The organism is Microbacterium paraoxydans (assembly GCF_020524545.1).
Taxonomy (GTDB): domain Bacteria; phylum Actinomycetota; class Actinomycetes; order Actinomycetales; family Microbacteriaceae; genus Microbacterium; species Microbacterium paraoxydans_C.
The window spans coordinates 383,521-409,514 of sequence record NZ_JAIVLG010000006.1 but is presented as its reverse complement, the minus strand read 5'-3'; the positions used below and the strand labels follow the sequence as shown (position 1 = coordinate 409,514).

The following is a 25,994-nucleotide window of genomic DNA, read 5'->3' as shown; positions in this document are numbered from 1 at the left end:
CTCGGAAGCCGTCACGCCCGGGCGGCGATGGCTTCCGAGTCGACACCATCGGGGAGCTCGCCGAACAGGTACCCCGCCCTCTCACCGAGGCGCGCCGCGAGGAATCCCTCGGCGACGGCAGAGGGCGCGGTCCGGATCAGCAGCGACGCCTCCAGCGACAACGCCAGATCGGCGACCAGCATTCGCACCCTCGCCTCGGCGGCGGGATCCCCCGTGATGCTGCGCACCAGATCCCGCGTACGGGCGAGGTGCGCATCGAGTCGGGGATCCTGCCCGGCGGCGCGCGCCACCTCGGCGTCGAACGCCTCGAAGGATCGCGGCTCGCGTGCCAGTGCGCGCAGCACGTCGAGGGCGATGACGTTGCCCGACCCCTCCCACACCGCCATCACCGGCTGCTCGCGGTAGCGCTGGGCGAGCGAGAAGTCCTCGGTGATGCCGTTGCCGCCGAGGCACTCGAGCGCTTCCGCCGCATGCGCGGGTCCGCGCTTGCAGACCCAGTACTTCATGACCGCAGTGCCGAGGCGACGGAAAGCGACCTCCTGTTCGTCGGCATCGGCGTCATAGGCGCGTGCGAGTCTGAGTGCCGCAGCGGTCGCGCCCTCGGTCTCGAGCTGCAGGTCGGCGATGACGGCGGCCATGGCCGGCTGGTCGATGAGCGTGCGGCCGAACGCGGACCGATGACGCACGTGCCAGGCTGCTTCGGCTGTCGCCTGGCGCATGCCTGCCAGTGACCCCAGGATGCAGTCCAGCCGCGTGCGGGTGACCATCTCGATGATCGTGCGCACACCGCGCCCCTCTTCCCCGACGAGGTGGGCGACGGCTCCTTCGTATTCGACCTCGCTCGACGCGTTGGAGACGTTGCCGAGCTTGTCCTTCAGCCGCATGATCCGGATCTCGTTGCGCGCGCCGTCTTCGCGCAGGCGCGGGAGCAGGAAGCAGGAGAGGCCGCCCGGCGCCTGAGCGAGCACGAGGAAGGCGTCAGACATCGGCGCGGAGCAGAACCACTTGTGCCCCGTGAGCGCGTACCGCCCGCCCCCGAGCGGCGCGGCGACGGTGGTGTTCGAGCGCACATCCGAGCCGCCCTGCTTCTCCGTCATGGCCATGCCGAACAGCGCGCCCGGTTTGCCGGGCGAGAGCGCACCGTCGTATCGGGTCGACAGCAGCCGCGGCATCCACTGCGCGGCCAGTTCGGGCTGCGCGGCGACGACCGGGACGACGGAATGCGTCATCGACACCGGGCACGCGTGCCCGGGCTCGACCTGGGCGAACAGCATGAAAGAGGCCGCACGAGCGACGTTGGCGCCGGGCCGGGGGTCGGTGAAGGCCGCGGTGTGCGCCCCCGCCGCGACCGCCGCGCCGAGCACGCGGTGGTAGGACGGGTCGTACTCGACCTCGTCGATGCGATGCCCCCAGCGATCGTGCGTGCGCAGGACCGGCTTGTTCCGGTTGGCCCGTCGCGCATCCTCCTGGAACTGCTCGCCGCCCACGCGGACGCCGATCTCGTGAAGCCCGTCGTGCGCCCAGGCGGCTTCATAGTGCTCGACGCCTTCGACGAGCGCCGTGTTCGTGCCGTACTCATCCACGTCCACACGCCCCGGCGCCTGGTTCGTGACGTGATGCGTGCTCATCTCTCCCCCACCGCGCGCAGGCAGAGATCGGTGATCGCCGCCACCACGGATTCCGGATCGGGTGCGTCTTCGACACCCGAGACCGGGGAGAGCGGCCCGGTGAGCGCTTCGCCGATCGCGCCGACGAGCCCTGCCGCGGTGATCTCCGGATCCTGCGGGGCGAAACGCTCCGCAGCGATCCCCCGTCGGACGATCTCGGCGAGCAGGGCGGCATAGCCGCGTCGGTAGGCGAGACGCTCCTCATCGATGGCGCGGCCGACGGGCTCGGCGAGGAGGGCCCAGGCCAGTCGCCGTCCGCGAAGCGCACGCACCGCGAAGGTCTCGATCAGCGCGATCAGGCGCGCGCGAGCGTCGTCGGGCGCAGCACGCACCGCCTCGTCCACCGCCGTCAGCTCGACCCCCGCGCACTGTCGGAAGACCTCGGCGAGCAGATCGTCGACACTGTCCGCATACGTGTAGAGCAGTCCGGCGCTCATGCCCGCACGCGCCGTGATCGCCTTCACGGTGGCCGCACCGAAGCCCTCCTCGCGCACGATGCCGCTCGCCGCGTCCCGCAGCTCGCGTCGACGATCCCCGGCGTCGACATTCACTCGGCCGCGTCTTCTCTCTCCCATGTCGTCTCCCTGCCGGATCCGGCTGAATCATGATTCAGTAGTCCCGCATCGAATCACGATTCGGTCGGCGCAGCAAGAGACAAGCTGGATGTGGTCGCGTCCTGTTCCTGCCGGGAGGGTACCGGACGCACACAGCGCCCCGCGGAAGGGAGACCGCGGGGCGCTGTGCTGTGGGGGCTACTCCGGCTTGGCCGTCGGCGGAGCCTCCGTCTCGGGCGCCTGCGTCGGCGGGGCGTCCGTCTCGGGGGCTTCCGTCGGGGGAGCCTCCGTCTCAGGCGCCTCGATCTCGGGCGCTTCGGTCGGCGGGACCTCCGCGTCGGGTGCTTCACCCGCCGGGACGGTGACGGTCACCACGGTGCGGACCTCCGAGTCGCCGTAGCGGACCAGCCCGAGATACCGGGTGCCTGCGGCGAGACCGGTCCAGCTGAGCTCGTAGCTGGTCCTCTCACCACGGACGGCGGCGATCGGGTTCGGGGTCGCGGCGAACGCGCCCTCTCCGCCGGGCTGCACGTTGGCGTAGGTCATGTCCCACGTCATCGGACCCGTCGTCGAGTACATGTTCGCGACCACGAGGTAGGTCCCGGCCGTCGGTGCGGGGATCGTGACCTGCTCGTCCGCCGAACCGGTCGCCGACTGCCACCGCTCGTAGTACCGCAGGTCGTCCGCACTCACCACGCGGTACACGGTGAGGTCGAGGTCGCTGCCGTCGTCGTCCGAGGAATCGAGGTCGAACCGCGAGAGGGTGGTCCCCTCCGGCACATCGACGATCCATGCCACGTCCTTGTTCGCGTCTCCGGAGTTCTCGTCGCCCGAATGCCCCTCGACCGGGTTGTCCGGGTCGCTGAGCAGGTCGAACGCGGTCAGGCCCGAGAGGTCGAGCGCCAGATCGCCGTCGAGACCGGGGGTGATCTCGACCGCAGTGCTGCCGTCCGCGCCGGTGCCCGTGACCTCCGCCGGGGCATCCGCCGTCACGGGGAACACCGCGATCGGAGAGCGCACCGTGTTCTTCTTGCTCGTCCAGGTGAGCGTGCCGGTCGCCCACTGCTCCACCGGGGCGTCGGTGTTGTCGAAGGTGACCGTGAAGGTCTTCGTCTGCCCCGGCTTGTCGAACGTCAGCTGCTGAGGTGCGACCTTGATGTTCACTCCCGGCACGGAGGCCTTCGCGGTGAACGTGCCCTTCTGGGTCGACGTGACCGACCGGGTCACGGTCTGCGCGCTGGCCAGCGAGCCGATCGAGATCGATGCCTGATTCAGGTCGCTGCCGTCGATGGGATCGATGCCGGGGAAGTCCGACAGGCCCTTCCCGTCGAGGAACGCCGCCCAGTCCTTCACGCCGTTGAGGTAGAGCAGACCGGGGTTGAGATACCGCGTCGGGTCGACCTGGCCCGCACCCTGTTCGAACGGGTTCGTGTTCTTCGAACCGTCGGGCAGGACGGTGTCGTACGCGGTGGTCATCATCGCAGAACGGATCTCCGCCGGCGTCGCCTTCGGGTGCTCACCGAGGTAGAGCGCTCCGAGGCCGGCGACGTGCGGCGAAGCCATCGACGTGCCGGAGAGGATGCCGAAGGTCGGCTTCTCCCCGGGGGCGTTGTTCGTCGCAGCGAGGATCGCCACGCCGGGGGCCGCCACGTCGGGCTTCAGCACGTCGCTGCCGTCGGCGAGCATCGGCCCGCGGCTCGAGAATCCTGCGATCTGCGGCGTGGGGGTGGTCACACCGGTCGTGTTCTCTCCGATCAGCGTGATCGGCCGATCGACGCCGCCCTGCACGTACGCGAGCACGGCCTCGCGGTGCACGGCGTTGAGGTGGACGGTGGGCACTGCGTGGAAGTCGTTGTCGAGCGAGTCCGCCCCGCCCGGCACGTTCACCAGGACCATGCCCATGCCGCCGGCGTCCTTCACGACCTGCGACTTCTCGGCACGCGCGTTGGTGCCGCGGTCGCAGACGACGATGTGTCCCGCGACCTTCGCCGGGTCGAGGGTGCCGGGCAGGCAGAGCTGCGGGTCCGCCGCTCCCGCCGCACCGGCGTCGATCGCTGCGATGGACGGGCCGGTGACGCTCTCACCGAAGGGCACGCTCACCGAGGCGCCGGCCTGCTCGAACCCGTCGAACTGCACGGTGCCCTCCCAGGTGGGGATGGTGGATGCGGCGACCGTCGTGTACCAGGGCGAGGCGTGGTCGGCGGTCACGGGGTCCGGGCCGTCGTTGCCTGCACTGGTCGCGACGAAGACGCCTGCGGCCGCGGCGTTGAAGAACGCGAGGTCCTCCGGTGCCAACACGGTGCTGGCGGCGCCGCCGCCGATCGAGTAGTTGATCACGTCGACGCCGTCGGCGACGGCCTGGTCGATCGCGGCGACGAGGTCGCTGAGCGCGCAGATGTCATCGCTCGTGACCGTCGGGTCGGGACCGACGTAGCAAGCCTTGTAGGCGGCGACCTTCGCCCCCGGCGCGACGCCGGAGACCGTTCCGAAGTCGACGTCCTCGATGGCAGCCTTGACCTTGAAGTTGCCCGCTGCGGTGCTCGCGGTGTGCGACCCGTGACCGTCGCCATCCCGCGGCGAGAGGTAGTCGTACTGGAAATCGAAGCCGGCGGCTTCGGCCCCGGCGTAGAAATACTGCCCGCCGATGAGCTTGGAGGAGTAGTCGCGCTTGTCCCAGTCCTGCGCCTCGACCATCGCGGCCTGGAACTGCCCGCCGTCGGACTTGTCGAAGTAGACGTACTTCCCGTCGGTGTAGGGCTGCTTGCCCTTGTGCCGGTCGTGCTGCTTCTTCTGCTTCTTGAGCTTCTTGCCGTCGAACGAGGGGTGCTCCGGGGCGATGCCGGTGTCGATCACACCGACCACGACGCCTTCGCCGGCCTTGTCGACCCCTCCGGTCTGCTGCCACACTCCGCCGCGGCCCTTGCGGTCATCCCCGAGCCCGAGGAAGTCCGTCGACGTCTGCGCATCCGGGTGACGGATCTCATCGGGGTACACGCCCAACACGTCCTTCGAGGCGCGAAGCGCATCGACCTGTTCGCCGCTGAGATCGGCGCTGAACCCGTTGAGCACGACCTGGTACGTCGTGTCCGGGGTGACGCCGATGTCGCTGACGAGGTCGGTCTGCTCGGATTCGAGGTGCTTGACGTAACGCTGCGAGTCCTGCGACTGGGTCTCCAGCTGCTCGCCCTCTGCGGGCTTCGTCGCCTTCAGACCCTTCAGATCACCCTCGTAGGTGGCGAGGGGGTCTGCTTTCATGACCACGATGTAGTGCCCTGGGGTGCCCGCGACCGGGACGGGGTGCGTCACCTCCTCGGTCGCCGCGTAGCCGGTGGTTGCCGTGGATGCGATGAACAGCGTCGCCAGGGTGGTGGCTGCTGCCATCCGGAGGGGTGTTCGACCCATGTGGTGCTCCCGATGATCACGATGCAGCCGCGTTGCCGCACCGCGGCCAACATAGCCCCGCTCTTCCCGGGGGAGACGAGATGTGGTCGATCGGTCAGGGCAGCTTCGCCGATAGACCAGGATTTTGCACGGCCGAGCTTCCGATAGGTCGACAGTAAGCTGGAGTCGTGGCCCGCACCTCCGTCCTGTCGACCCGCGTCCTGCTCGTCTGCGCAGCGATCGGCGTCGCGACGGGCATCCTGGCGGGCATCGCCGGCTGGGTCACGCCCGTGCTGCTGGCGAGCCCCCTGCTGTTCCTCTACGGCCTCGTGCTCGGTTCGCACGTGCTGCCGGGAATCATCGCGCAGGAGGTGCTGCGCCTCCCCCTCGTCGCCCTGATCACGCACGTCTTCGCCGCGCTGATCGCGAGCGCCTTCAACCCGGCCTGGGCTCTGCGCTTCATCGGCACGGCTCTGCTGTTCGGCCTGATCCAGGAGGGGGTCGCCGCGCTCACGCGCTATCGTTCCTGGGGCCCGTGGCGCTTCTTCCTCTCGGCGGCGATCATCGGGGTCTTCGTGGCCATCGTGGTGTTCTTCGCCGCCCACCTCGCGATCATGCCGCTGTGGGCGCAGATCCTGTACCTTGCGATCTCGGTGCTCGGACCGGTCGTGTGGACCGCGATCGGCCTCGCCATCGGCTCTGCGCTGCGCCGGGCCGGAGTCGCCCGCCGCTGACCGCGCCCGATCCGCTGGTCCTGGACTCGTCGACGTCACTCGATGGCGAATCAGGTAAGGCTCAGCTAAGTTGGAAGCCTACGATCCGACGACCCGGGACCCTGCCGTGCGCCCATCCGCGCCCTTGCTCCGCGTGCGTGAGCTCTCCCTCACCCACGCCGAGGCCGCGCACCCCTCACCCCGTGACGTCTCTTTCGACATCCACCCCGGCGAAGTGGTGCTGCTGCTCGGACCGTCCGGATCCGGCAAGTCGACCCTGACCCTCGCGCTCAACGGCCTGATCCCGCATGCGCTGCCCGCGACCATGGTCGGCACGGTAGAGGCCGGTGGCATCGACTCGGCGAGCGCACAGACCGCGACGCTCAGCACGCGGGTGGCGATGGTGTTCCAGGATCCGGACACCCAGATCGTCACGGGAACGGTCTACGACGAGGTGGCGTTCGGTCCCGAGAACCTGCTGCTCGACGTCGACATCGTCCGTGGCAGGGTCGAAACCGCTCTGCGGCGCGTGGGGCTCTGGGATCGCCGCGACGAGAACCCCGATCACCTCTCGGGCGGAGGGAGGCAGCGACTCGCGATCGCCTCGGCCCTCGCCATGGGGTCTCCGCTGATCGTGCTCGACGAGCCGACCGCCAACCTCGACCCGCAGGGCATCGACGACGTGTATGCCGCGCTGGCGGACGTCGTCGCCGCCGGAGACCGAGCGATCCTCCTCGTCGAGCACAACCTCGATGCGGCGATGGACTTCGTCACCCGCACCCTCGTGCTCGACCGCGAGGGGACGGTCGTCTTCGACGGCCCGGCAGCGGAGGTCATCCGCGAGCATGCCGACGAACTCGTGTCGATGGGTGTCTGGCTGCCGGGAGCGACGCTCGCCGCGCTCCGGCTGCGGGGCGAGGGCCGCAGCCTCGATCCTCTCCCCCTCACACCGGACGAGCTCGCTGCCGCCCTCGCCCAGGATGCCCCGCCCGCGACGGCAGCGGCCGTCCCGCCAGCGAGCCGAGAGCGTCGCGATGCACGGGTGCACAGCGACCAGGCGATCGTCCGCGCCAACGGACTGTCCGTCAAGAGACGACGCACCGAGATCCTGCACGGGATCGACCTCGCTCTCGAGGCCGGAACGCTCACGGCGATCGTCGGGGCGAACGGTGCGGGCAAGACCACGCTGATCCAAGCGCTCGCCGGCGTCGTGCCGCCGCCCAGAGGCCAGGTCACGGTCGACGGCATCGACCCGGACATCGCCTCACCGCGCGACCTCGCGGCCCGTGTCGGATTCGTGTTCCAGAACCCGGAGCACCAGTTCATCGCGCACACGGTGTTCGACGAACTCGCCCACGGCCTGCGACTGCGCCAGGTACCGGCCGCCGAGATCACCACGCGCGTCGACGACATGCTCACGCGCTTCGGTCTCGCGCACAAGGCGGAGGTGCATCCGTTCCTGCTCTCCGGAGGCGAGAAGCGGCGGCTGTCGGTGGGCACCGCACTGATCACCCGGCCGCGAGTCCTCGCTCTGGACGAGCCCACGTTCGGCCAGGACCGCGCCAGGGCCGCCGAGCTCCTGGAGCTACTGCAGGAGCTGCGCGCCGAGGGCACCACCATCGTGATCGTCACCCACGATCTGCAACTCGTGGCGGAGCACGCCTCCCACGTCGTCGTGCTCGCGGACGGGCGGGTGCGGGCGAGCGGTCCGACGGCCGCGCTGCTCCAGGACGAGCAGATGCTCGCCGATGCGGGACTCCGGCTGCCCGCACTGCAACGCGTACTCGCTGGCGCGGGGCTCGGGGTGCACCGGTGAGCGCCGAGGCCGCGGACCGCGCCGCCCCCGGCACCACGTCCGCCACCGGTGCGGGGTTCGACCCCTACGCGACGATGACGGCGACGTCCCCGCGACAGTTCCTGTATGCCCTGAATCCACTCGCCAAGGTGGCCGGGTTCGCTCCGGCGATGCTGCTGCTCGTGTTCGTCCGCGATCTCGCCACCCCCGCCGCGTTCCTCCTGCTCGCGTACGCCCTGATCCTGCTCGGCCCGCGGCTGACCGGACGCCTCCTCGCCCTCCTGCTGCTGGCCGTCCCTGCCGGGATGCTGCTGATCGGAGTCAGCTTCTCGGTGTGGGTCGACACCTCGCTCGTCGCCGACAGCACTCCTCTCGTGCGGATCGGCGACTGGACGCTCTACAGCGGAGCCCTGCTGCTCGGGTTCGCCACGGCCCTGCGCCTGGGCGCCATCGTGTCCCTCGCCCTCGTCGGCGGCCTCACGACCAGCGGCCCCGACCTCGTCCGGGCTGCCGTTCAGCAGCTGCGCGTCCCGTACCGGATCGGATACACGGCGCTGGCAGCCTTCCGCTTCGTGCCGCGCTTCGGGCATGAGCTCGCCGTCATCCGCGCAGCCCACCGCGTGCGCGGCTACCACGGCGGACGAGGGCCGTTCGCACGGATCGCCCGAGGCTGGGGCTACATCGTTCCGCTGCTCGCAGGAGCGATCCGCCATGCCGAACGCGTGGCCCTGGCCATGGACTCCCGGGCGTTCGGCGCCCACCCCACCCGCACGGAGCGGCACCTCGTTCCGTTCCGCACCCGGGACACCGTCTTCACCGCGACGATGCTGCTGGTCTCCGCCGCACTCTTCGTCGCGTTCTTCCCGTGGCAGCTTCCCTGAAAGGCACCGATGGCATACAGCAAGATGGTCAAGCCCGAAACCGCAGAACTCATCCAGCTCACGGTCCTGCGCACGCGACGACTCTCCGCGCACTGGGTTCGGGTGACGCTCGGTGGCGGCGAGATCGAGAAGTTCCGCCCGATGGGGTTCGACCAGTGGTTCCGGCTGTTCCTGCCGGTCGGAGGCGACGCGGGCCTGGACCGGGTACCGGCGAAGGCGAACAAGATCTTCGGGTACCTGAAGTTCCTGCGCATCCCCGAGGGCGAGCGTCCCGTCATGCGCAACTACAGTGTGCGCGCATTCCGTGCATCCACCGTGGACGCCGCTGCGGAGATCGACGTGGACTTCGTCCTGCACGGTTCGGTGGCAGACGGCACCGCGGGTCCGGCGTCGCGCTGGGCCGAGACCTGCCGGCCAGGCGAGCACGTGCTGATCATCGATGAGGGACTCACCTTCAATCCGCAGCGCGGCACGGATCGCGTCGTGCTGGTCGGGGACGAGACGGCGATGCCCGCCATCGCATCGATCTGCGCCTCGTTGCCGGACGACGCCGTCGGCACCGCGATCGTGGAGGTGCCGTCGCAGGAGGATACCCTGCCGTTCCCGCATCCGTCCGGCGTCGAGGTCGTGCAGCTGGTGCGTCCGCACGATGTCGTTCCCGGCGCCCTCGCTCTCGACGCACTCGGGCGCACCACCCTCCCGTCCGCGCCGTTCCACGCGTACGCGGCCGGTGAGCAGGCGCTGGCGTCCGGTGTCCGCAAGCACCTCGTGGGCGAGCGGGGAGTCGACAAGAACGCCGTGAGCTTCTGCGGCTACTGGAAGCGCTGAGCCGCCGCGGGATCCCGGGTGCGGGTCCGGGTGCGGGTCCGGGTACGGGTCCGGGTGCGGGTCCGGGTGCGGGATCAAAAACGCGCCTCAAGAGCCTTCCGCAGGTGCGTTTTCGATCCCGCACGCACCAGGAAGCGCTCTCTGCACGTCACGGAACAGGCCCATCACCTCCGGGCCCATCTCGACCTGACTCAGCACGATGCCGAAGGACCCGTTCGGGTCGACCCAGAAGTCCGTCCCCTGCCCACCTGACCATCCGTAGCGACCTGTGTTCTCCCCGGAAATCTGCATCGCGACGCCGAACCCCCACCCCGTGTCGGCCCAGAACCCAGGGAAGAAGCTGTCGTTGGTCTTCGCGCTCGCAGACACCTGGTCCGTCCGCATCTCCGCCAGCAGCTCGGGGGCGACGATGACCGTCCCGTCGTGGCGTCCCCCGACCGCGAGCATCCGCGCGAAGGCCGCATAGTCGGCAGCGGTCGAGACGAGTTCGGAGTGGCTGAGGTCGAAGGGCGCCGGCGCGACCGAGAAACCCCCACCCGCAGGCTCGATCTCGACCAGTCCGCCCTCCGTGTGCCGGTACGCGGCGGGCAGACGGTGCGCCTGGTCGAGCGGAACCGTGTACCCAGTGTCGACCATGCCCAGCGGCTCGAGGAGGTCGCGCCGAAGGTGCTCCTCCAACGACCCGTCGACCACGCGTGAGAGGAGCACCCCGAGGATGCCGAAGGAGTGGTGGTAGCGCCATCCGGAGCCGGGTTCGAACGCGAGCGGAAGTGCGGCCAGCGCGGCGAGCCACTCCGGAGCGCCCATCGCCACCGGCTCCTGCCCCGCGGCCGTCCTGTTCCCGATCATCGTCATCGCCAGCGGAGACGGCACGACCTGCACGCCGTACCCGGAGGTGTTGGTGAGCAGATGGCGCAGCGTGATGGGTGTCGTCGCCGGACGGACATCATCGATCGGAGCGTCCGGCGTGCGCAGCACCCGGCGGTCGGCGAGCTCCGGCAGCCAGCGCTCCACGGGATCGTCGAGTCGAAGGCGCCCGTCCTGCACGAGACGCAGTGTCGCGACCGCGATGATCGGCTTCGTCATCGACTGGATGCGCACGATCGCGTCCGCCGGGAGATCACCAGCCGTGACGATCGCGGTCGATCCGTCGGGAGACCCGAACACACCGATGATTCCCGGTGCGGTGCCGCGCGCGACGTGGTCGTCCAGGACCTGCTGGAGCGAGGTGGTCATGTCCTCGATTCAACCCGGCGACGGCAGCCCTGTCCACGGTCGGACCGCGGTCCGGGATCAAAAACGCGCCTCAAGAGCCTTCCGCAGGTGCGTTTTCGATCCCGCACACGCACGCGCACGCGCGCACACACGCAAGGACGACGCCGCGGGATGCTACTTCACGCTGCCCTGGGTCAGGCCGCCCACGAGCCACTTCTGGAGGAAGAGCGCCAGCAGGTAGATCGGGATGAGCCCCGACAGGCTCGCCGCGGCCATCTGCCCGAACATCACCTCGCGACCTCCCTGCATGAGGGCGATGCCGACCGGGAGCGTCTGCGAGTCGATGCTCTGGGTCAGCAGCAACGGGATCAGGAAGTCGTTGTACGCGAGGATGAAGACGATGATCGACACCGCGACGATACCCGGTGCCGTGAGGGGCAGGATGACCGACCAGAGCGTGCGGAGCGGTCCGCACCCGTCGATCTGCGCCGCCTCGTCGACCTCGAAGGGGATGGCGCGGAAGAACCCGTCGAGCAGCCAGACGGCCACCGGGGTGAGCAGCAGTCCTTCGACGATGCCGAGGCCCAGCACGGAGTCCATCAGCCCCGCCGAGCGCACCAGCACGAAGAGTGGGATGATCGCGACCACCGGCGGAGCGACGTAGGCCGAGACGATGAGCCCGAGCGCCTGTTTCCCTCCGACGCGGAGCCGCGCCATCGCGTAGTTGGCGGGGATCGACACCAGCAGCGCCACCAGCACGGCGACGATCGCGGCTCCGAACGAGTTGCGCAGGTACGTGAGGATCGGCCAGTTCTCGAACGCGGAGACCCAGTTCTCGAACGCGAGACGCGAAGGGAGGATGCGGGTGGAGAGGATGTCATCCGGGCTCTTGAACGACATCCCGACCATGTACAGCACGGGGAGCAGGGCGAGGGAGACCGCGATGACGATCACGGCCCACTTCACGGCGGTGACCACGGCGGAAGGTCGTCCCGGACGCGAGATGCTGGAGGTGCGCACTTTCGAGCGACGTCGACGCCGCGCATCGGGGACCACGAGGGTCTCGGTCGCACTCTCCTCGGAACGGACGGGGACGCGGAGTGTGAGCGACATGATCAGCTCTCCTTCTGCAGACGCTGGCGCACGGCGTTGAGCGGCAGTATCACGATGGTGACCAGCACGAGGAAGGCGATCGTCTGCGCGGCCGCCGCCCCCACGTCGAACGTCTGCAGGCCGGTGCGGTAGATCTCGAAGCTGCTGACGGTCGTGTCGAACCCGGGCCCGCCGCTGGTCATGATGAACACGAGGTCGAAGACCTTGAAGGAGACCACGAGCTTCAGCAGCAGCACCGTGACCAGACTCGGCAGCACCAGCGGGAACGTGATGCGCCAGAAGGTCTGCCACACACCGGCACCGTCGACCTGCGACGCCTCGTAGACCTCCGTCGGCAGCGTCTGCAATGCCGCGAAGACCAGGAGCACGCAGAACGGGGTCCACTGCCATGCATCCACGAAGATGACGGAGATCATCGCGGCAGGGCTCGATCCGAGGAACAGGAACGGATCCGATCCGGGGGCGAAGGACTGCCCGATGTTGTTGAGCAGCCCGCCGGTGGGAGCGAGCATGAGCTTCCAGATGACCCCGGCCATGACGGGCGGCGTCATCAGCGGGAGCAGCAGGAGCACCCGGATGATGCGACCGCCCTTGACGGCCGCATCGAGGGACAGGGCCACCGCGAGTCCCGCGACGAGCGCGATGACCGCGGACGGGACGGCGAACAGGAGGGACCTGCCGAGGGACGGGAGGGTGACCCCGTCCCCCAGCATGGCCGCGAAGTTGTCGAACCCGACCCACTCCGAGAAGGGCCGACCCAGCGACGACTCCGAGAAGGAGGCGGCGATGATGTACGCGAGCGGGTAGATCGCGATGATCACGATCGCGATGACGGCGGGCGCGAGCAGGGCGCGCCCCGTCCACGGCGCACGTCGGGCGACGCGTCGATCGGCGACGGGCTGCGACATGAGAGGTCCTTTCGGGTTCGACGCGGGATCAGTCGGCCAGGGACTGCCAGGAGTCCCAGGTCTGCTGCATCGCCTGTTCCGCGGTCAGGCTTCCCTGCAGCATGAGCGCGAGGTTGTCGCTCAGCGACTGGATCATCTCCGGTGCCTGCGGCGAGGTCGGCCATGACTGCGCGTTGGGGAGCACCTGCGCCGCGACGGCCGAGACCTCGGGCGCGAACTCGATGTACTTCGCACTCTCCAGGGTGGAGGTGCGGGTCGGGTCGACGCCGGAGCCGGTCGTGGTGATGAGCTTCTCGTTGGTCTCCTTCGACGAGGCGAATGCCACGAACTGCTTGGCGAGATCCTCATCGCTCGCGTTCGGGCTGATGCCCATGGCCCATCCGGCGTTCAGCGCTCCGGAGACCTTGCCCTCGGGCCCGACCGGGAGGGGGGCGACGCCCCAGCCGTCGACGATCTTCGACTGCTCGGGGTCCTGTGCGAAGACACCGAGGTCGGTCCAGAACTCGATCATGCCGACGGATCCCGAGAGGAACTGCGGGAGGGCCTGCTCGAAGCCGATCTCGAGGGGACTGGGAAGCGCCGACCCGGACGCGTCGAGCATCGACTGCGCGGCGGCCACCGCGTACTCCGTGTCGAGCTGCGGCATCTGCGGGTCGATCGGATCGGGCGACATCGTCGCGAGGCGGTTGAAGAACGTGGAGCCGATGTTGAACGCGCTCTTCGAGCCGAGGAGGGCGTTGCCGTACACGCCGTTCGCCTTCTCGGCATCCGTGATCTTCTTCGACACCTCGACGTACTCGTCCCAGGTGGTGGGCACCTCGACGCCGTTGCGCTCGAAGATGGCCTTGTTGTAGAAGAGCACGTGCGTGTCACCGTCGATCGGCAGGCCGTACGTCGCGCCCTCGAACTGGGTGTACGGAGCGAAGATCGCCTCGATGAAGTCGGAGGAGTCGATGTCCTCGTCGGATTCCACCCAGTCGGTAATGTCGGCGAGCGCACCGGCGTCGGCGAGTGCTCCGACCGAGGTGTACCAGTACTGGATCACGTCGTAGTTGTTGGTGCCGGACTGCGCGTCGAGGATCGCCTTGGTCTGGATCTGGTCGTAGGGCACGACCTCGACCTCGACTTCGACGCCGGTTTCTGCTTCGAAGTCCGCTTCGAGGATCTTGCCCGCGCCTTCCTGCGGGGCGGCGATCAGGACCTTGAGGGTCTTGTCTCCGCCGTCGCCGGAAGCGCCGGAGTCGCCGGCGCACCCGGCGAGCACGAGGCCCATCGTGGATGCCAGGGCGATGACGGGCAGGGCGCGACGCGCGAGGCGTGCGGGTGATGAGGAGCGTCGTTGCACACTCATGGTGCTGTCCTTTCGATGTTCTTCTTCGGGTGGGGGATGGAGGGATCAGGCGGCCGGCTGTGCGCCGGGTGTCCAGGGGCGGTCGACCTTGTCGCCGTCGACCCAGGGGGTCTTGACGAACACGGCACGGAAGGTCCGGTCGAACGGGTTTCGCACGAAGTGCTCCTCGTGGGGTTCGGCACGCAGCACGTCGCCGGCTTCGACGACACGGCGCGTGTCACGGTCGAGCCAGATCTCCGCGCGTCCTTCGATCACCACGAAAGACTCGGTGTGGTGCTCGTGGAGGTGGTTGGCGAACTCGTCACCGGGACGGAGGACCACGACGCCGAACGCCGCATCGTCGCCCTGCGCCAGGTATCCGGGACCCCAGTCGCCGAAGCGCAGCTCGGCCTCCCCGGCACGCAGCACCTCGGCGCTCATGCGAGCACCCGGGTCTCGGTGGCGTCGCGGAACAGCTCGTACGCGTCCGCGGGATCGAGGTCGTCGTGCACGACGGCGCGGACCGCGCGCATCATGGCCGCAGGGTCGGCGCTCTGGAAGATGTTGCGCCCCATGTCGACACCGGCCGCTCCGGCGCGCACCGCGTTCGAGGCCATCGTGAGGGCGTCGAGCTCGGGGAGCTTCTTCCCGCCGGCCATGATCACCGGCACCGGGCAGCCCGCCACGACGTCTTCGAAGCCCTCCTCGCAGTAGTACGTCTTGACCAGCTGTGCGCCGAGCTCGGCGATGATGCGCGTGGCGAGGCCGAGATACCGGGCATCGCGCACCAGCTCCTTGCCGACCGCGGTCACACCGAGCACCGGGATGCCGGCGTCATACCCCTCGTCGACGAGAGTGGTCAGGTTGCGGATGCTGCGGCTCTCGTGCTCGCCTCCGACGAAGACCTGCACCGCCACGGCATCGGCATTGATGCGGACGGCATCCGCCATCGCCATCGCGGTGTACTCGTCGGAGAGGTCCTTGAGGATCGACGGGCCACCGGATGCCCGCAGCACGAGCCCTGCACGGGTCGCCGGCGGGATCGAGGTGCGCAGGGCACCGCGCGTGCCCATCAACGCATCGGCGTGATCGGCGAGCGGCGCGATGTTGAGGTCGATGCGTTCGAGCCCCGAGGTCGGGCCCTGGAAGTAGCCGTGATCGAACGCCAGCATGACCGTGCGTCCGGTCTGGGGGTCGAGGATCCGCGAGAGGCGGTTCTGCATGCCCCAGTCGAGGTTCGCGGCGCCGCGGATGTTCTGGGCGAAGCGGACGCCCGGCGTCTCGACGTGGAACTTCTTCGCTGCGGCGTTGCCTTCGAGGTCTGCCATGGTTTCTCCTTCTGGTGGTCGTCAGCCGGCGTGGCCGACGGGCGAGAGTCGGGGGGACGAAAGGTTCTGAGGGCCGCGGGCGGCACCGGGAGGGGTGAACAGCGGGGGCAGGTCCGGCCCCGAGATCGACATCACGTCGCGATACACGCGATGCCAGCGCTCGGTCACGGCGCGGTACCGTTCGTGCTCGTGCGGGTCGACGCGCTCGATGCGGTCGGGCTCCTCCATCGGGGGCAGAGCCGCACCCACACCGCGTGCCGCCAGTCGTGCGGCACCGTAGGACGTGGCCTCCGGCGCCGGCGTCACGCGGGTGTCCAGGCCCGTCACCCCCGCGATCACGCGTGGCCAGAGCATGCCGGCGCTCGATCCACCGGTGAAGGTCAGGGAGCCTTCGGAGATCGCCCGCCCGTCCGTGAGGGAGGCGAGGATGCCGAGGTGGGCGTTCGCCACGATGGCCGCCGACTCCTCGATCGCACGGATGAAGGCTCCGCGCGACGACCGCGCGGCGTCGTTGATGTCGAAGCCCACGAAGGCGGGCGCGGCGTGATGCCAGGCATCCGCCTGCATGACGTTGGCCATGGTCGCGACCACGCCGTTGGCCCCGGCGGGCACCGCGGCCGCCCACTCCTCCATCACGGCGAACGCGGAGGTCCCCGACGCGCGGCCGCGCTCGGCCGCGTCCGGGCACATCGCATCGCGGAACCAGCGCATCGCGAGGCCGGACAGGAAGCCGATGCCCTCGACCATCCAGCTCCCCCGATCGACGTGGCAGAGCGTGCGAAGTCGGCGCTCGGGGTCGATGAGGGGTTCGGAGGTGACGGCCGTGGTCTGCCAGAAGGTCCCGGCGACGATGGTGGGCACGCCCTCCCTGGCCGCGATGCCGTGCAGCGCCAGCTGCGTGTCGGCCCCTCCCGCGATGACGGGCGTGCCGACGGCGAGTCCGGTCGCTGCGGCCGCCGCGGGTGTGACCGCACCGACGACCTCGCCGGGTTCGACCACGAGAGGGAGGATGCCCCGATCCACCCCGACCAGGCTCGCCAGCTCGTCCGACCAGCTCCGCGCGCCGAGATCGAAGAGCGCGGAGCTCGATCCGCTGGTCGGCTCCGTCACGAACTCGCCCGTCAGGCGCGTCGTGACCCAGTCGCTGAGCATGCCGAAGTGCCGGGCCCGCGCGAGCAGGTCGGGTCGGTGCCGCGCGATCCATCGCAGCCGCGCCGGAGCGGTGATGGAGACCCAGTCGCCGGCGGTGCGGTACACCTCGTCGGCGACCCCTTCGGCGACCAGTTCGTCCGCCTCGGTGCGCGCGCGACCATCGGTGTTCGGACAGGCCCACAGCTCGCGCCCCTCGGCGTCGTAGAGCACGAACCCCTCGCGCATGCTCGACGCCGCGATCGCCGCCACACGCCGCTCCCCCAGACGCGCGACGACGTCGGAGACTGCGCCGGCGATCGCGCTCCACCCGCCCTCCGTGTCGAAGACGGTTCCTCCGGGGTGACCCGGTACGGCGGCGTGCGTCCACTCGCGCGATGCCCGGGTCACGAGTCGTCCCTCGAGGTCGAAGGCGAGGGCCCGTGCCGACCCGGTGCCGGCATCGATCGCGAGGAAGACGTCGGTCATCGTTCCCATCGGAGGCTCCCGTCGTTCACGAAGCTCTCGACCTCGGCGGCGAGCATGTCCGCGCCGCGGACGAGGGTCTCGTTCGTCGCTCCCGCCAGGTGCGGGGTCAGGATGAGGTTCGGCTCGGCGACCAGGTCGCGCCAGGGACCGTCGGGCTCGTTCACGTCGAGCGCGACGCCCGCGAGCTGTCCGCTGCGGAGGGCCGCCAGGAGGGCGTCCTCGTCGACGAGCGATTCACGTGCCGTGTTGATGAGGAACGATCCCGCCGGCATCCGCGCGATCTGCGCGGATCCGATCATGTGGCGGTTCTCGGGCGTGGCCCGGGCATGGACGCTCACGACGTCGCTGGAGGCGAGCAGAGCGTCGAGATCCGAGACGATCGCGGCATCCGTCACCGAGGCGGGGTCGACGAACGGATCGTAGGCCGTGATGCTCGCCCCGAGGGCGCGGGCGCGGGCGGCGACCAGCCGCGCGACGTTCCCGTAGCCGATCAGCCCCAGGCGCAGGCCCTTGACCTCCCGGCCGAACCACCGTGCGCCCTCGAAGGTCGACTCCGCGAGCGGGCGCCCATCGGCCACTCGCTCATCGACGTCGCGCAGGGACGCCGGCACGTTGCGCACCAGGGAGATGAGGAACCCGATGGTCAGGTCGGCCACGGCGTCCGCGTTCTTGCCGGGGGTCGTGGTGACGCGCACCCCCCGTTCGCGCGCGGCGGCGAGATCGACATTGACGGGTCCGCCGCGGGCGCACCCGACGAGGCGCAGATCAGGGAGAGCGGCGAGGACGTCGGCCGTGACCGGCGCCGCATGGAACGCGATGACGTCGTAGCCGCGTCCGATGCGCGCGACCTCCGCCGGGTCGCCCTCATATTCCTGGATCGAAGACGTGTCCCACGTCGGCGTCGTGATCGTCATCGTCGCGGCGTCGACGTCGATGCCCCGCTGTGCGAATGCGCGGGTGAAGATCTCGGCGGTCATGTAGCTGTCGCCGATGACGAGGATGCGGTGGTCGGTCATGTGCAGGGCTCCCGATGGTCGGTGGGTGTGCGGCGCGTCAGCGCAGGACGGTGGGGTAGCGGCCGGAAGCCGTCTCGGTGGAGATGCCCGCCGCGTCGAATCCGGTGTCGACGCTGACGCGCAGGCGATCCGTCCGCACCGAGGCGCGGGAGAAGTCGATGGGCTGCCCGGCCTGGTCGTAGGCGACGGCTTCGACCACGACGATCGGATGCCCCGGCTCGACCTCGAGCAGACCGGCCAGTGCGCGGTCAGCGGCAACCGCCTCGATGGTGCGGTGCATCCGTGCGATGCGGACCCCGGCCACGTTGCGGATCGCCGCGTACAGGCTCGCCCGGGGGTCGCGGAGCTCGGGCAGCACCCCGGCGAACCGCGACGGCAGATAGTTGATGACATGAACGGCGGTGCGAGCGCCGACCGCGCGGACCCGCTCGAGCACGAAGCCCGTGCCGTCAGCGGAGTCCCGTCCGACGACGGCAGCCGCCCACGACGGGAGCGGTTCGATACCGGCACGGAGGATCTGGGAGCTCAGGGCGCTGCGACCGTCCTCGCTGTACTCGCCGAGCAGGCTGGGGGCCGAGGGGAGCGTCCATGCCGACGGTCCCTGAGCTCGCTCGACGAATGCACCCTTGCCCTGCTGCCGAGAGATGATTCCAGCGCTCTCCAGCCGCGACAGCGCTTCACGGACAGATGTCCGCGACGCCGAGAAGTGCTCACGCAGCTCGCTCTCGCTGGGCAGACGATCGCCCGGCGCCCAGGTCCCCTGCGCGATCTCGCCCTCGATGGCGCGCATGATCTGGAACCAGATCGGGGCGGTCGACGTACGGTCGAGCAGCGGCATGGTGAGCGTGGACATTCCGGCCTCTTCGATGAGCGGGGGCGGGGACTTCGTCGTTCCCCGAGTCCGGACGACTCCTGTCCGGACATGTATCGATCATCCCCGAGCACATGTATCCCCTGAAGAGACAAGTGGAAAGAAAGTCACCACGCCCCTTCCAGAGCCGCCTCTCGCCCTCTCACCAGCGCTTTTCCTTCCGCGCCCCGACTGTTCGCGCCCCGCCGACACGCTGCTCGCTCACACTCGCCTCCCCTCCGCCGATACAAGTGCGCCGCACCTCCCCCCGGTCGGAGACCAAAAACGCACCTCCGGAGTCCTCCGGAGGTGCGTTTTCGATCCCGCAGCGAGCGTCAGCGCTTACCCGCGATCTGACGTCCGACGAGGTCGCGCATGATCTCGTTCGTGCCGCCGTAGATGCGGTGCACCCGAGCATCGGTGAAGGCGCGGGCGATCGGGTACTCCATGATGTAGCCGTACCCGCCGTGCAACTGCACGCCCGTGTCGAGCACCTCCCACTCGCGCTCGGTCGCCCAGAACTTGACCTTCGCGGCGTCTTCGGCGGTGAGCCGACCGTCCTTGTAGGCGAGCAGCGCGCGGTCGATGTAGGCCCACATCGCCTCGGTGGTCGCCGACATGTCGGCGAGGCGGAAGCGGGTGTTCTGGAAGTCGGCGATGCGCTCGCCGAACGCCTCGCGGTCCTTCGTGTAGGCGACGGTCCAGTCGAGCGCAGCCTGCGCGGCCGCGGCTGCGGCGACACCGATGGAGAGGCGCTCGAGCGGCAGGTTGAGCATCAGCTGGATGAAGCCCTGGCCCTCCTTGCCACTGATGAGGTTCTCGTCGGGGATGAACACGTCGGTGAAGCTGAGCTCGGCCGTGTCCCAGCCGTGGAAGCCCATCTTGCTGAGCTTCTTGCCCTGGTCGAAGCCCTCCATGCCCTTCTCGACGAGCAGCAGACTGAACGCGTCGGGGCGGTTGCCCTCGCCGGTCTTGACGAAGGTCACGACGACGTCGGCCGTGGTGCCCGAGGAGATGAACGTCTTCGCACCGTTGAGGATGTAGCCGCCGTCGACCTTCTTGGCATTCGTCTTGATGCCGCGCAGATCCGAACCCGCCCCCGGATCGGTCATGGCGAGCGCGCCGAGCACTTCTCCGGTGGCCATGCGGGGCAGCCACTTCTCCTTCTGCTCCTGGGTCCCCATGTGGACGAGGTACGGCACGGCCAGGTCGTCCTGGATCCCGAAGGCACCTGCCAGCGAACCGGCACCGGCGGCGATGACCTCTTCCATCACGATCGTGCGGAAACGGTAGTCCTGCAGCATCCCTGCGCCGCCGAACTCCTCGGGGACGGACAGTCCGATCAGACCTGCCTCGCCGGCCGCCAGCATCGTGGCCCGGTCGATCTCGCCCGCGGCATCCCACCGATCGATCGCTTCGCCCGTCACGTGGCGCTTGACGAAGTCCTTGACCAGATCTCGGAATGCCTCGTGATCCTCGTCGTAGATGTCGCGTTCCATGCCGTCCTCCTGAACGTCTCGTGCATCGTTGCTCCGGAGATTCTACGTCTCCGCGCGCACACGAAACAGCTCGTTGTGAGAATGCATCTCATATTTCATGACACTGGGTGTCGTCGTTGTCGGATGCCGCAACGGCCTCGGATCGCATCGATTCAGTGGGCGTAATCGGGAGCCGCCGGGAGCCCGAAGAACTCCTCCAGCGTGTGGTAACCGCCGTCATGATAGGTCGCTGCGAGGTCGACCCCGACGTAGCGGAGGTGCCAGGGCTCCGGGGCGTAGCCGGTCACCGGCGTGCCGACCTGTTCATAGCGGACGATGAACCCGTACTCCCAGGCGTGCGCGGCGACCCAGTCACTCTGCGCCGTCGCACCGAATCCGTCGAGACCTCCGCAGCCGGAACCGCAGGCGACCACATCGATGGCCAAGCCGGTCTGATGCTCGCTGTGCCCGGGGCGAGCCGATCCGGCATCCGCGCCCTGCTGTCCCTGCGCTCGCACGTGGGAGTCGTAGGTCGACACCTGCAGCCCATACGAGCGGTAGCCGTTGTTCGCACCGATCCGGCCGACACCGGCGGCGACCGCCGCGTCCGCCATCGCGCCGACGGCAGCGGCCACGTCGGCGCGCACCCGCCCGGACAGCGTCGTCATCTGCAGCGGCACGGAGGCGAGGTCCGACGGCTCATACTCGGGCGGGTCCAGCGGACGCGACTTGTTCACCACGACCCAGAGACGCGCCGGGTCGGCGAGTGAGACGCAGGGAGCGTTGCCCGCGACGACCGCATCGCGAAAGGCCTGTCCACCCCCGAAGCCCGCGATCGTGGCCGCGTCGTCGCCGTCGGCGACCGCCCGCTTCACCGTCGGGTCCGCGCAGGGATCCGCGGCCGTCGTCGCCCCCACCTGCACCGTCGGCACCTGCAGCACCGCGACCGGCTCCGGCATCGGGGCGGCGTCCGACGACACTGCGGGAATAGACACGATCGACAACAGCATCCCCATCGCGGTGATGGCGATGCCGATCGGCAGGGCAGGTCCCCGGATCGGGGACCGCGGCGCCGCATGCTGAGCGTGCGGCAGAACAGGCATTGCCCCATTGTCTCATTCGAAAATATGTCGGAGAGTCCCTTGCACTCGTTTCGTCTTTCTGTTCGAATGAGGAGATGCGGTGGCAGGGACAGAAACTCGGAGACGTGGATACCGCTGCGCTGCCGGGACTCGAGGATCGGAGCAGCGTGCTCCGTACCGTGACGACGCCCGAGTTCGCGGGCATGACGTTTCACGAGGTGCTGTCGAAGTCGGCACTGAACCACGTGCCCGGCGCCTCGCGGATGCCGTTCGCCTGGACGATCAACCCCTACCGTGGATGCAGTCATGCCTGTGTCTACTGTTTCGCCCGCGGCACGCACGAGTACCTCGACCTGGACGGCGGGTCCGACTTCGACTCGCAGATCGTCGTCAAGGTCAACGTGGTGGACGTTCTCGAGAAGGAGCTGCGCAAGGGAAGCTGGGAGCACGAGACCGTGGCCCTGGGCACCAACACCGACCCGTATCAGCGTGCCGAGGGTCGATACAAGCTCATGCCGGGCATCATCAAGACCCTCGCCGCGTCCGGTACACCGATCTCGATCCTCACCAAGGGCACGTTGATCCGCCGCGACATCCCCCTGCTCGTGGAGGCTGCGAAGCGCGTGCCCATCGATGTCCAGATGTCGATCGCGATGTACGACGACGAGCTGCAGAAGGCGATCGAACCCGGAACCCCGACCACGCAGGCCCGCCTCGACACCGTGCGCGCCCTGACGGATGCAGGGTTCCGGGTCACCGTCTTCCTGATGCCGATCATGCCGCATATGACCGACTCGCTCGAGGCGATCGACAACGCGCTCCTTCGCATCAAGGAGGCCGGAGCTCGCCGGGTCGTCTACGGCGCCCTGCATCTGCGACCGGGCGTGAAGCCGTGGTTCTTCCAGTGGCTCGACGCTCACCGACCCGACCTGGTCTCCTCGTATCGCGGACTCTACCCGGGGGTCTCCGTCGAGGCCCCGAAACCGTACCGCCAGTGGCTCGCGAAACGCGTACGTCCGCTCATCCGGATGCACGGGCTCGACGGTCGTCACGAAGACGACTATCCCCGCCGCGACCGGCCGACGTTCACACCGTCGGCGGCCACGACAGCCGCACCTGGTCCACAGCCGATGCTCTTCTGAGCGGCACCCGCGGTCGGACACGCGCTCCCACCCGCGTAGGCTCGGGGATCATGGCGATCGGTTCCACAGTCCACACCTTCGAAGTGCAGCTCGCTGACACCGATCGTGGCGTCTACGACGAGTACTCCCTGCGCGTGGCGCGGCATCCCTCCGAGACGGACGCCTACATGCTCACCCGGGTGCTCGCCTACGGGCTCGAGTTCGCGGAGGGCATCGCGTTCGGCGGCAGCATCTCCTCGACCGAGGAGCCCGCCGTCCTCGTGCGCGACCTCACCGGCCTCATCACCACGTGGGTCGAGATCGGTGCGCCCGACGCCGAGCGACTTCACTACGGCAGCAGACTCGCCGAACGCACCGTCGTGTACACCCACCGCGACCCCGCCAAAGTGATGGCGCCGTGGGCGGACAAGCGCATCCACCGCCGCGAGGACCTCCGCGTCCACAGCTTCGATCCGGGCTTCATCGACACCGCGGCCGCCCTGATCGAGCGCCGGAACACGATGACCCTGACCGTGACCGAGGGCGTCATCTACCTCGACCTCAACGGCACGAACCTCACCTCGACCGTGCACGTGCACGAGCTGGCCTGATTCCGCAGCCGCTCTGGCCACTCTGGCCGCTCGGACGTTCTGGCCGCTCGGACGTTCACAACTCAGGAGAATCGACGCCGAGAGGCCCCGGAAACCGCGTTCCCGGGACCTTTCGACAGATTTTTGCGGAGTTGTGAACAGCCGCGGCTCGTGACCGGCCCGGCTCAGGCGGTCAGGTCGGCCGCGGTCGGCATGCGGCCGGCGATCTCCTCGATGATGTCGTCGTCGAGGCGCGCGTTCTCGAACGGTGCATCGATCTCGGCACGGTCCAGCAACTCGGCCATCCGGCGCTGGCGCTGCCGCGTGATGAGCGTGACGACGCGGCCCGAACGGCCCGCGCGGCCGGTGCGACCCGAACGGTGCAGGTACGTCTTGTATTCGTCCGGGGCATCGGCCTGCACGACCAGGTCGATGTCGTCGACGTGGATGCCGCGGGCGGCGACGTCCGTTGCGACGAGCACGTTCACCCGTCCCGAGGTCAGACGCTCCAGGTTGCGCGTGCGCTTCGCCTGGTTCAGATCGCCGTGGAGCGAGACCGCCGGGATGCCGGCATCATCGAACTGCTCGGCCAGCATCTCGGCATAGGCACGGGTACGGGCGAACACGAGGGTCTTGCCTTCCCGGTCGACCAACGACGTGAGGATGTCGGCCTTGTCACGGTGCTCGATCACGAGCACCCGATGCTCGATGGTGCCGGAGTCCTGGTCCTCTCCGGCGACCTCGTACACCGCGGGATCCACGAGGAACTCGTCGACGAGCGCCGCGACCTCGCGGTCGAGCGTGGCCGAGAACAGGAGCTTCTGGCTGCCGTCCGCCGTGTGGCGCAGGATGCGCTGCACGGGCTCGACGAATCCGAGCTCGCACATGTGGTCGGCCTCGTCGAGCACGGCGATGCGGCAGTCCGAGAGGTCGAGCTTGCCCTGGTTGATCAGGTCCTCGATCCGACCGGGCGTGCCGATCACGATGTCGACGCCCTTCTTGAGCGCGCCCACCTGACGGCCCTGCGGCACGCCACCGTAGATCTGCGTGGTGAACAGTCCGACGCTGCGGGCGATGGGCTGGATCGTGCGGTCGATCTGCAGCGCGAGCTCGCGCGTCGGGGCGAGGATGATCGCACGCGGCGATCGTCCGAACTCACGACGCTTGCCAGCCTGCGACTGCAGCACCTTCTCGACGAGCGGGGCACCGAACGCGATGGTCTTCCCGGAGCCGGTGCGCCCGCGAGCGAGCACGTCGCGCCCGCCGAGGACGGCCGGGATGCTGGCCGCCTGGATCGGGAACGGCGTGGCCGCCCCCATTCCGACGAGGGTCTCGACGATGTTCGAGCCGAGTCCGAGGTCGCCGAAGCTCACGCCGTCGACCTCGACCGCTGCGACGGACTTCGCCTCGAGGCGCTCGTGCACGACGTCGTCACCCGGCGCGAACTTCGATCCCGTGGAGGCCGGGCGGCTGGAAGCGTTCCAGTCGTTGCGGCTCGGACGCTCGTTGCGCGCCGGACGCCCGCGGGTATCGGAGTTCAGCGGACGCGGACGCTCGGTGCGGTAGGCGCCACCGGTGGACGGGCGTTCGCGGCCGCCCTCGAAGGAACGACGCGCACGGTCGCGGTCGAACGCACGGCGGGCGCGGTCGGCGTCGTAGGAGCGCTCGGTCCCACGGTCGTCGCGGCGCGAACGCTCGTCGCGGTCGTAGCGGGGACGCTCGGCACCACGGTCGCTGTTGTAGCGGGGACGTCCACCATCGCGGTGGTCGTTGTCGCGGAAGCCTTGGCGCTGAGTGCCTGCACGGTCGTCACGGCGCGGACGGTCTCCGCCACGGTCTCCGGTGCGCGGGCGGTCGTTGTAACGCGAGCGATCGGAGCGCTCGTCGTAGCCGGGGCGCTCGTCGCGGTGGTGCGGGGCATCGCGGCGACCCGACTCCGCGCGGTTTCTGATGCTGCGCGCCTCGTCGCGCCCGGCGCGCTCAGATGCGTTCCAGCGGCGCTTGGGGGCACCACTCTCCGCCTCCTCGGGGCGGTAGCCGCGGTGGCCGGGGCTACGGCTTCCCGGACGTCGGTCGTAGCCACCGGCGGCGGACGAGCGACGCTCGCCTGCATCCGATCGTCCGCCGCGCTCGGAACGCGCGCCGTCACGGGCGGGACCACCGTGGTGGCGGTCGTGGAAGGAGGTCTTCTTCGCGCCGTAGCGCGGCTCGAAGTTCGCGGACGGGCGTCCGCCCTTGGGCTTCTTGTTCTTCGGCATTGCGATGTCTTCCTATGTTCTCGCACGAGAACAGCGCCGCGCGCACGCGCGAGCACCCTGCGGCCGATCGGACTCGATCAGCGGGGTTCCGGACTGTCAGCGGCCGGGGCCATTCATGTGATGGTTGATTCGCGTCGAGCGACGCTCACCATCGGCCCCTGGACTCACACTTCATACACAGAAAACGTCCACGCCAACGCGCGGGTGTCCGAAGCCGACCGCCCGATCCTACCGGACGCACCTGAGAGAGCGCTGCCGCAGGTGTGGCC

General features: G+C 69.2%; 21 protein-coding genes. 6 read left to right on the top strand and 15 right to left on the bottom strand.

Going from position 1 to position 25,994, the window contains the following annotated elements:
* Positions 1–11: 11 nt before the first annotated feature.
* The 3 genes from LC041_RS14550 to LC041_RS14540 form a co-directional block, all read right to left on the bottom strand.
* Positions 12–1,628 (bottom strand): acyl-CoA dehydrogenase family protein, encoded by a 1,617-nt coding sequence (locus LC041_RS14550; RefSeq protein WP_226533809.1) that lies wholly within the window; start codon positions 1,626–1,628, stop codon positions 12–14.
* Positions 1,625–2,242 (bottom strand): TetR/AcrR family transcriptional regulator, encoded by a 618-nt coding sequence (locus tag LC041_RS14545; protein WP_226533808.1) that lies wholly within the window; start codon positions 2,240–2,242, stop codon positions 1,625–1,627. Before LC041_RS14545 ends, LC041_RS14550 begins: the two co-directional genes overlap by 4 nt.
* 177 nt (positions 2,243–2,419) lie before the next feature.
* Entirely contained in the window at positions 2,420–5,623 is a 3,204-nt protein-coding gene (locus tag LC041_RS14540) for a S8 family peptidase (protein ID WP_226533807.1), read from the bottom strand.
* 167 nt (positions 5,624–5,790) lie between these two features.
* Here LC041_RS14540 and LC041_RS14535 point away from each other — a divergent pair, with 167 nt between their 5' ends.
* The 4 genes from LC041_RS14535 to LC041_RS14520 all read left to right on the top strand — a co-directional run bounded on the left by LC041_RS14535 (position 5,791) and on the right by LC041_RS14520 (position 9,819).
* Positions 5,791–6,336, top strand: coding sequence for an ECF transporter S component (locus tag LC041_RS14535; RefSeq protein WP_226533806.1), 546 nt, complete (start codon positions 5,791–5,793; stop codon positions 6,334–6,336).
* A gap of 106 nt (positions 6,337–6,442) precedes the next feature.
* Positions 6,443–8,131: an ABC transporter ATP-binding protein gene (locus tag LC041_RS14530; protein WP_226533839.1), complete on the top strand. Its 1,689-nt coding sequence runs from the start codon at positions 6,443–6,445 to the stop codon at positions 8,129–8,131.
* Positions 8,132–8,205: 74 nt separating this feature from the next.
* On the top strand, positions 8,206–8,991 hold the full coding sequence (locus LC041_RS14525) for an energy-coupling factor transporter transmembrane component T (RefSeq protein WP_226533838.1): 786 nt from the start codon (positions 8,206–8,208) through the stop codon (positions 8,989–8,991).
* Positions 8,992–9,000: 9 nt separating this feature from the next.
* A complete protein-coding gene (locus tag LC041_RS14520) occupies positions 9,001–9,819 on the top strand; it encodes a siderophore-interacting protein (RefSeq protein WP_226533805.1) in 819 nt (272 codons plus the stop codon).
* 87 nt (positions 9,820–9,906) lie between these two features.
* Here the strand turns inward: LC041_RS14520 and LC041_RS14515 are convergent, their stop codons facing one another.
* The 11 genes from LC041_RS14515 to LC041_RS14465 form a co-directional block, all read right to left on the bottom strand.
* Entirely contained in the window at positions 9,907–11,055 is a 1,149-nt protein-coding gene (locus LC041_RS14515) for a serine hydrolase domain-containing protein (RefSeq protein ID WP_226533804.1), read from the bottom strand.
* Positions 11,056–11,208: 153 nt separating this feature from the next.
* Positions 11,209–12,147, bottom strand: coding sequence for a carbohydrate ABC transporter permease (locus tag LC041_RS14510; RefSeq protein WP_226533803.1), 939 nt, complete (start codon positions 12,145–12,147; stop codon positions 11,209–11,211).
* Positions 12,148–12,149: 2 nt separating this feature from the next.
* The gene (locus LC041_RS14505) at positions 12,150–13,055 is read right to left on the bottom strand and encodes a carbohydrate ABC transporter permease (protein ID WP_226533802.1); all 906 of its coding nucleotides are present in this window, start codon (positions 13,053–13,055) and stop codon (positions 12,150–12,152) included.
* Positions 13,056–13,083: 28 nt separating this feature from the next.
* Entirely contained in the window at positions 13,084–14,406 is a 1,323-nt protein-coding gene (locus LC041_RS14500) for an ABC transporter substrate-binding protein (RefSeq protein WP_226533801.1), read from the bottom strand.
* A 45-nt stretch (positions 14,407–14,451) separates the two neighbouring features.
* On the bottom strand, positions 14,452–14,826 hold the full coding sequence (locus LC041_RS14495) for a cupin domain-containing protein (protein WP_226533800.1): 375 nt from the start codon (positions 14,824–14,826) through the stop codon (positions 14,452–14,454).
* The gene (gene lsrF, locus LC041_RS14490) at positions 14,823–15,713 is read right to left on the bottom strand and encodes a 3-hydroxy-5-phosphonooxypentane-2,4-dione thiolase (RefSeq protein WP_226533799.1); all 891 of its coding nucleotides are present in this window, start codon (positions 15,711–15,713) and stop codon (positions 14,823–14,825) included. Before lsrF ends, LC041_RS14495 begins: the two co-directional genes overlap by 4 nt.
* Positions 15,714–15,734: 21 nt before the next feature.
* Positions 15,735–17,330, bottom strand: a complete 1,596-nt coding sequence (locus tag LC041_RS14485) for an FGGY family carbohydrate kinase (RefSeq protein ID WP_226533798.1) — start codon at positions 17,328–17,330, stop codon at positions 15,735–15,737.
* Positions 17,327–18,346 (bottom strand): NAD(P)-dependent oxidoreductase, encoded by a 1,020-nt coding sequence (locus tag LC041_RS14480; RefSeq protein ID WP_226533797.1) that lies wholly within the window; start codon positions 18,344–18,346, stop codon positions 17,327–17,329. The genes LC041_RS14485 and LC041_RS14480 overlap by 4 nt, the downstream gene beginning before the upstream one ends.
* Positions 18,347–18,383: 37 nt before the next feature.
* Positions 18,384–19,199 (bottom strand): GntR family transcriptional regulator, encoded by an 816-nt coding sequence (locus LC041_RS14475; RefSeq protein WP_226533796.1) that lies wholly within the window; start codon positions 19,197–19,199, stop codon positions 18,384–18,386.
* Positions 19,200–19,531: 332 nt separating this feature from the next.
* On the bottom strand, positions 19,532–20,695 hold the full coding sequence (locus tag LC041_RS14470) for an acyl-CoA dehydrogenase family protein (RefSeq protein ID WP_226533795.1): 1,164 nt from the start codon (positions 20,693–20,695) through the stop codon (positions 19,532–19,534).
* A 152-nt stretch (positions 20,696–20,847) separates the two neighbouring features.
* Complete coding sequence (locus tag LC041_RS14465) at positions 20,848–21,777, bottom strand: M15 family metallopeptidase (RefSeq protein WP_226533794.1); 930 nt, start codon at positions 21,775–21,777, stop codon at positions 20,848–20,850.
* Between the two features lie 74 nt (positions 21,778–21,851).
* On the opposite strand from LC041_RS14465, the gene LC041_RS14460 reads away from it, so the two are divergent.
* The gene (locus LC041_RS14460; protein WP_226533793.1) at positions 21,852–22,898 is read left to right on the top strand and encodes an Rv2578c family radical SAM protein; all 1,047 of its coding nucleotides are present in this window, start codon (positions 21,852–21,854) and stop codon (positions 22,896–22,898) included.
* A 50-nt stretch (positions 22,899–22,948) separates the two neighbouring features.
* Positions 22,949–23,488 (top strand): YaeQ family protein, encoded by a 540-nt coding sequence (locus LC041_RS14455; protein WP_226533792.1) that lies wholly within the window; start codon positions 22,949–22,951, stop codon positions 23,486–23,488.
* 164 nt (positions 23,489–23,652) lie between these two features.
* Here LC041_RS14455 and LC041_RS14450 read toward each other — a convergent pair whose 3' ends face one another.
* The gene (locus LC041_RS14450; RefSeq protein WP_226533791.1) at positions 23,653–25,725 is read right to left on the bottom strand and encodes a DEAD/DEAH box helicase; all 2,073 of its coding nucleotides are present in this window, start codon (positions 25,723–25,725) and stop codon (positions 23,653–23,655) included.
* Between the last annotated feature and the right edge of the window lie 269 nt (positions 25,726–25,994).

What these genes read in the sequence shown, in the direction of transcription:
- LC041_RS14550 (WP_226533809.1), bottom strand. Translation starts at nt 1,628, where the DNA reads ATGAGCACGCATCACGTCACGAACCAGGCGCCGGGGCGTGTGGACGTG.
- LC041_RS14545 (WP_226533808.1), bottom strand. Translation starts at nt 2,242, where the DNA reads ATGGGAGAGAGAAGACGCGGCCGAGTGAATGTCGACGCCGGGGATCGT.
- LC041_RS14540 (WP_226533807.1), bottom strand. Translation starts at nt 5,623, where the DNA reads ATGGGTCGAACACCCCTCCGGATGGCAGCAGCCACCACCCTGGCGACG.
- LC041_RS14525 (WP_226533838.1), top strand. Translation starts at nt 8,206, where the DNA reads ATGACGGCGACGTCCCCGCGACAGTTCCTGTATGCCCTGAATCCACTC.
- LC041_RS14520 (WP_226533805.1), top strand. Translation starts at nt 9,001, where the DNA reads ATGGCATACAGCAAGATGGTCAAGCCCGAAACCGCAGAACTCATCCAG.
- LC041_RS14515 (WP_226533804.1), bottom strand. Translation starts at nt 11,055, where the DNA reads ATGACCACCTCGCTCCAGCAGGTCCTGGACGACCACGTCGCGCGCGGC.
- LC041_RS14510 (WP_226533803.1), bottom strand. Translation starts at nt 12,147, where the DNA reads ATGTCGCTCACACTCCGCGTCCCCGTCCGTTCCGAGGAGAGTGCGACC.
- LC041_RS14505 (WP_226533802.1), bottom strand. Translation starts at nt 13,055, where the DNA reads ATGTCGCAGCCCGTCGCCGATCGACGCGTCGCCCGACGTGCGCCGTGG.
- LC041_RS14500 (WP_226533801.1), bottom strand. Translation starts at nt 14,406, where the DNA reads ATGAGTGTGCAACGACGCTCCTCATCACCCGCACGCCTCGCGCGTCGC.
- LC041_RS14495 (WP_226533800.1), bottom strand. Translation starts at nt 14,826, where the DNA reads ATGAGCGCCGAGGTGCTGCGTGCCGGGGAGGCCGAGCTGCGCTTCGGC.
- lsrF (WP_226533799.1), bottom strand. Translation starts at nt 15,713, where the DNA reads ATGGCAGACCTCGAAGGCAACGCCGCAGCGAAGAAGTTCCACGTCGAG.
- LC041_RS14485 (WP_226533798.1), bottom strand. Translation starts at nt 17,330, where the DNA reads ATGACCGACGTCTTCCTCGCGATCGATGCCGGCACCGGGTCGGCACGG.
- LC041_RS14480 (WP_226533797.1), bottom strand. Translation starts at nt 18,346, where the DNA reads ATGACCGACCACCGCATCCTCGTCATCGGCGACAGCTACATGACCGCC.
- LC041_RS14475 (WP_226533796.1), bottom strand. Translation starts at nt 19,199, where the DNA reads ATGTCCACGCTCACCATGCCGCTGCTCGACCGTACGTCGACCGCCCCG.
- LC041_RS14470 (WP_226533795.1), bottom strand. Translation starts at nt 20,695, where the DNA reads ATGGAACGCGACATCTACGACGAGGATCACGAGGCATTCCGAGATCTG.
- LC041_RS14465 (WP_226533794.1), bottom strand. Translation starts at nt 21,777, where the DNA reads ATGCCTGTTCTGCCGCACGCTCAGCATGCGGCGCCGCGGTCCCCGATC.
- LC041_RS14460 (WP_226533793.1), top strand. Translation starts at nt 21,852, where the DNA reads ATGCGGTGGCAGGGACAGAAACTCGGAGACGTGGATACCGCTGCGCTG.
- LC041_RS14455 (WP_226533792.1), top strand. Translation starts at nt 22,949, where the DNA reads ATGGCGATCGGTTCCACAGTCCACACCTTCGAAGTGCAGCTCGCTGAC.
- LC041_RS14450 (WP_226533791.1), bottom strand. Translation starts at nt 25,725, where the DNA reads ATGCCGAAGAACAAGAAGCCCAAGGGCGGACGCCCGTCCGCGAACTTC.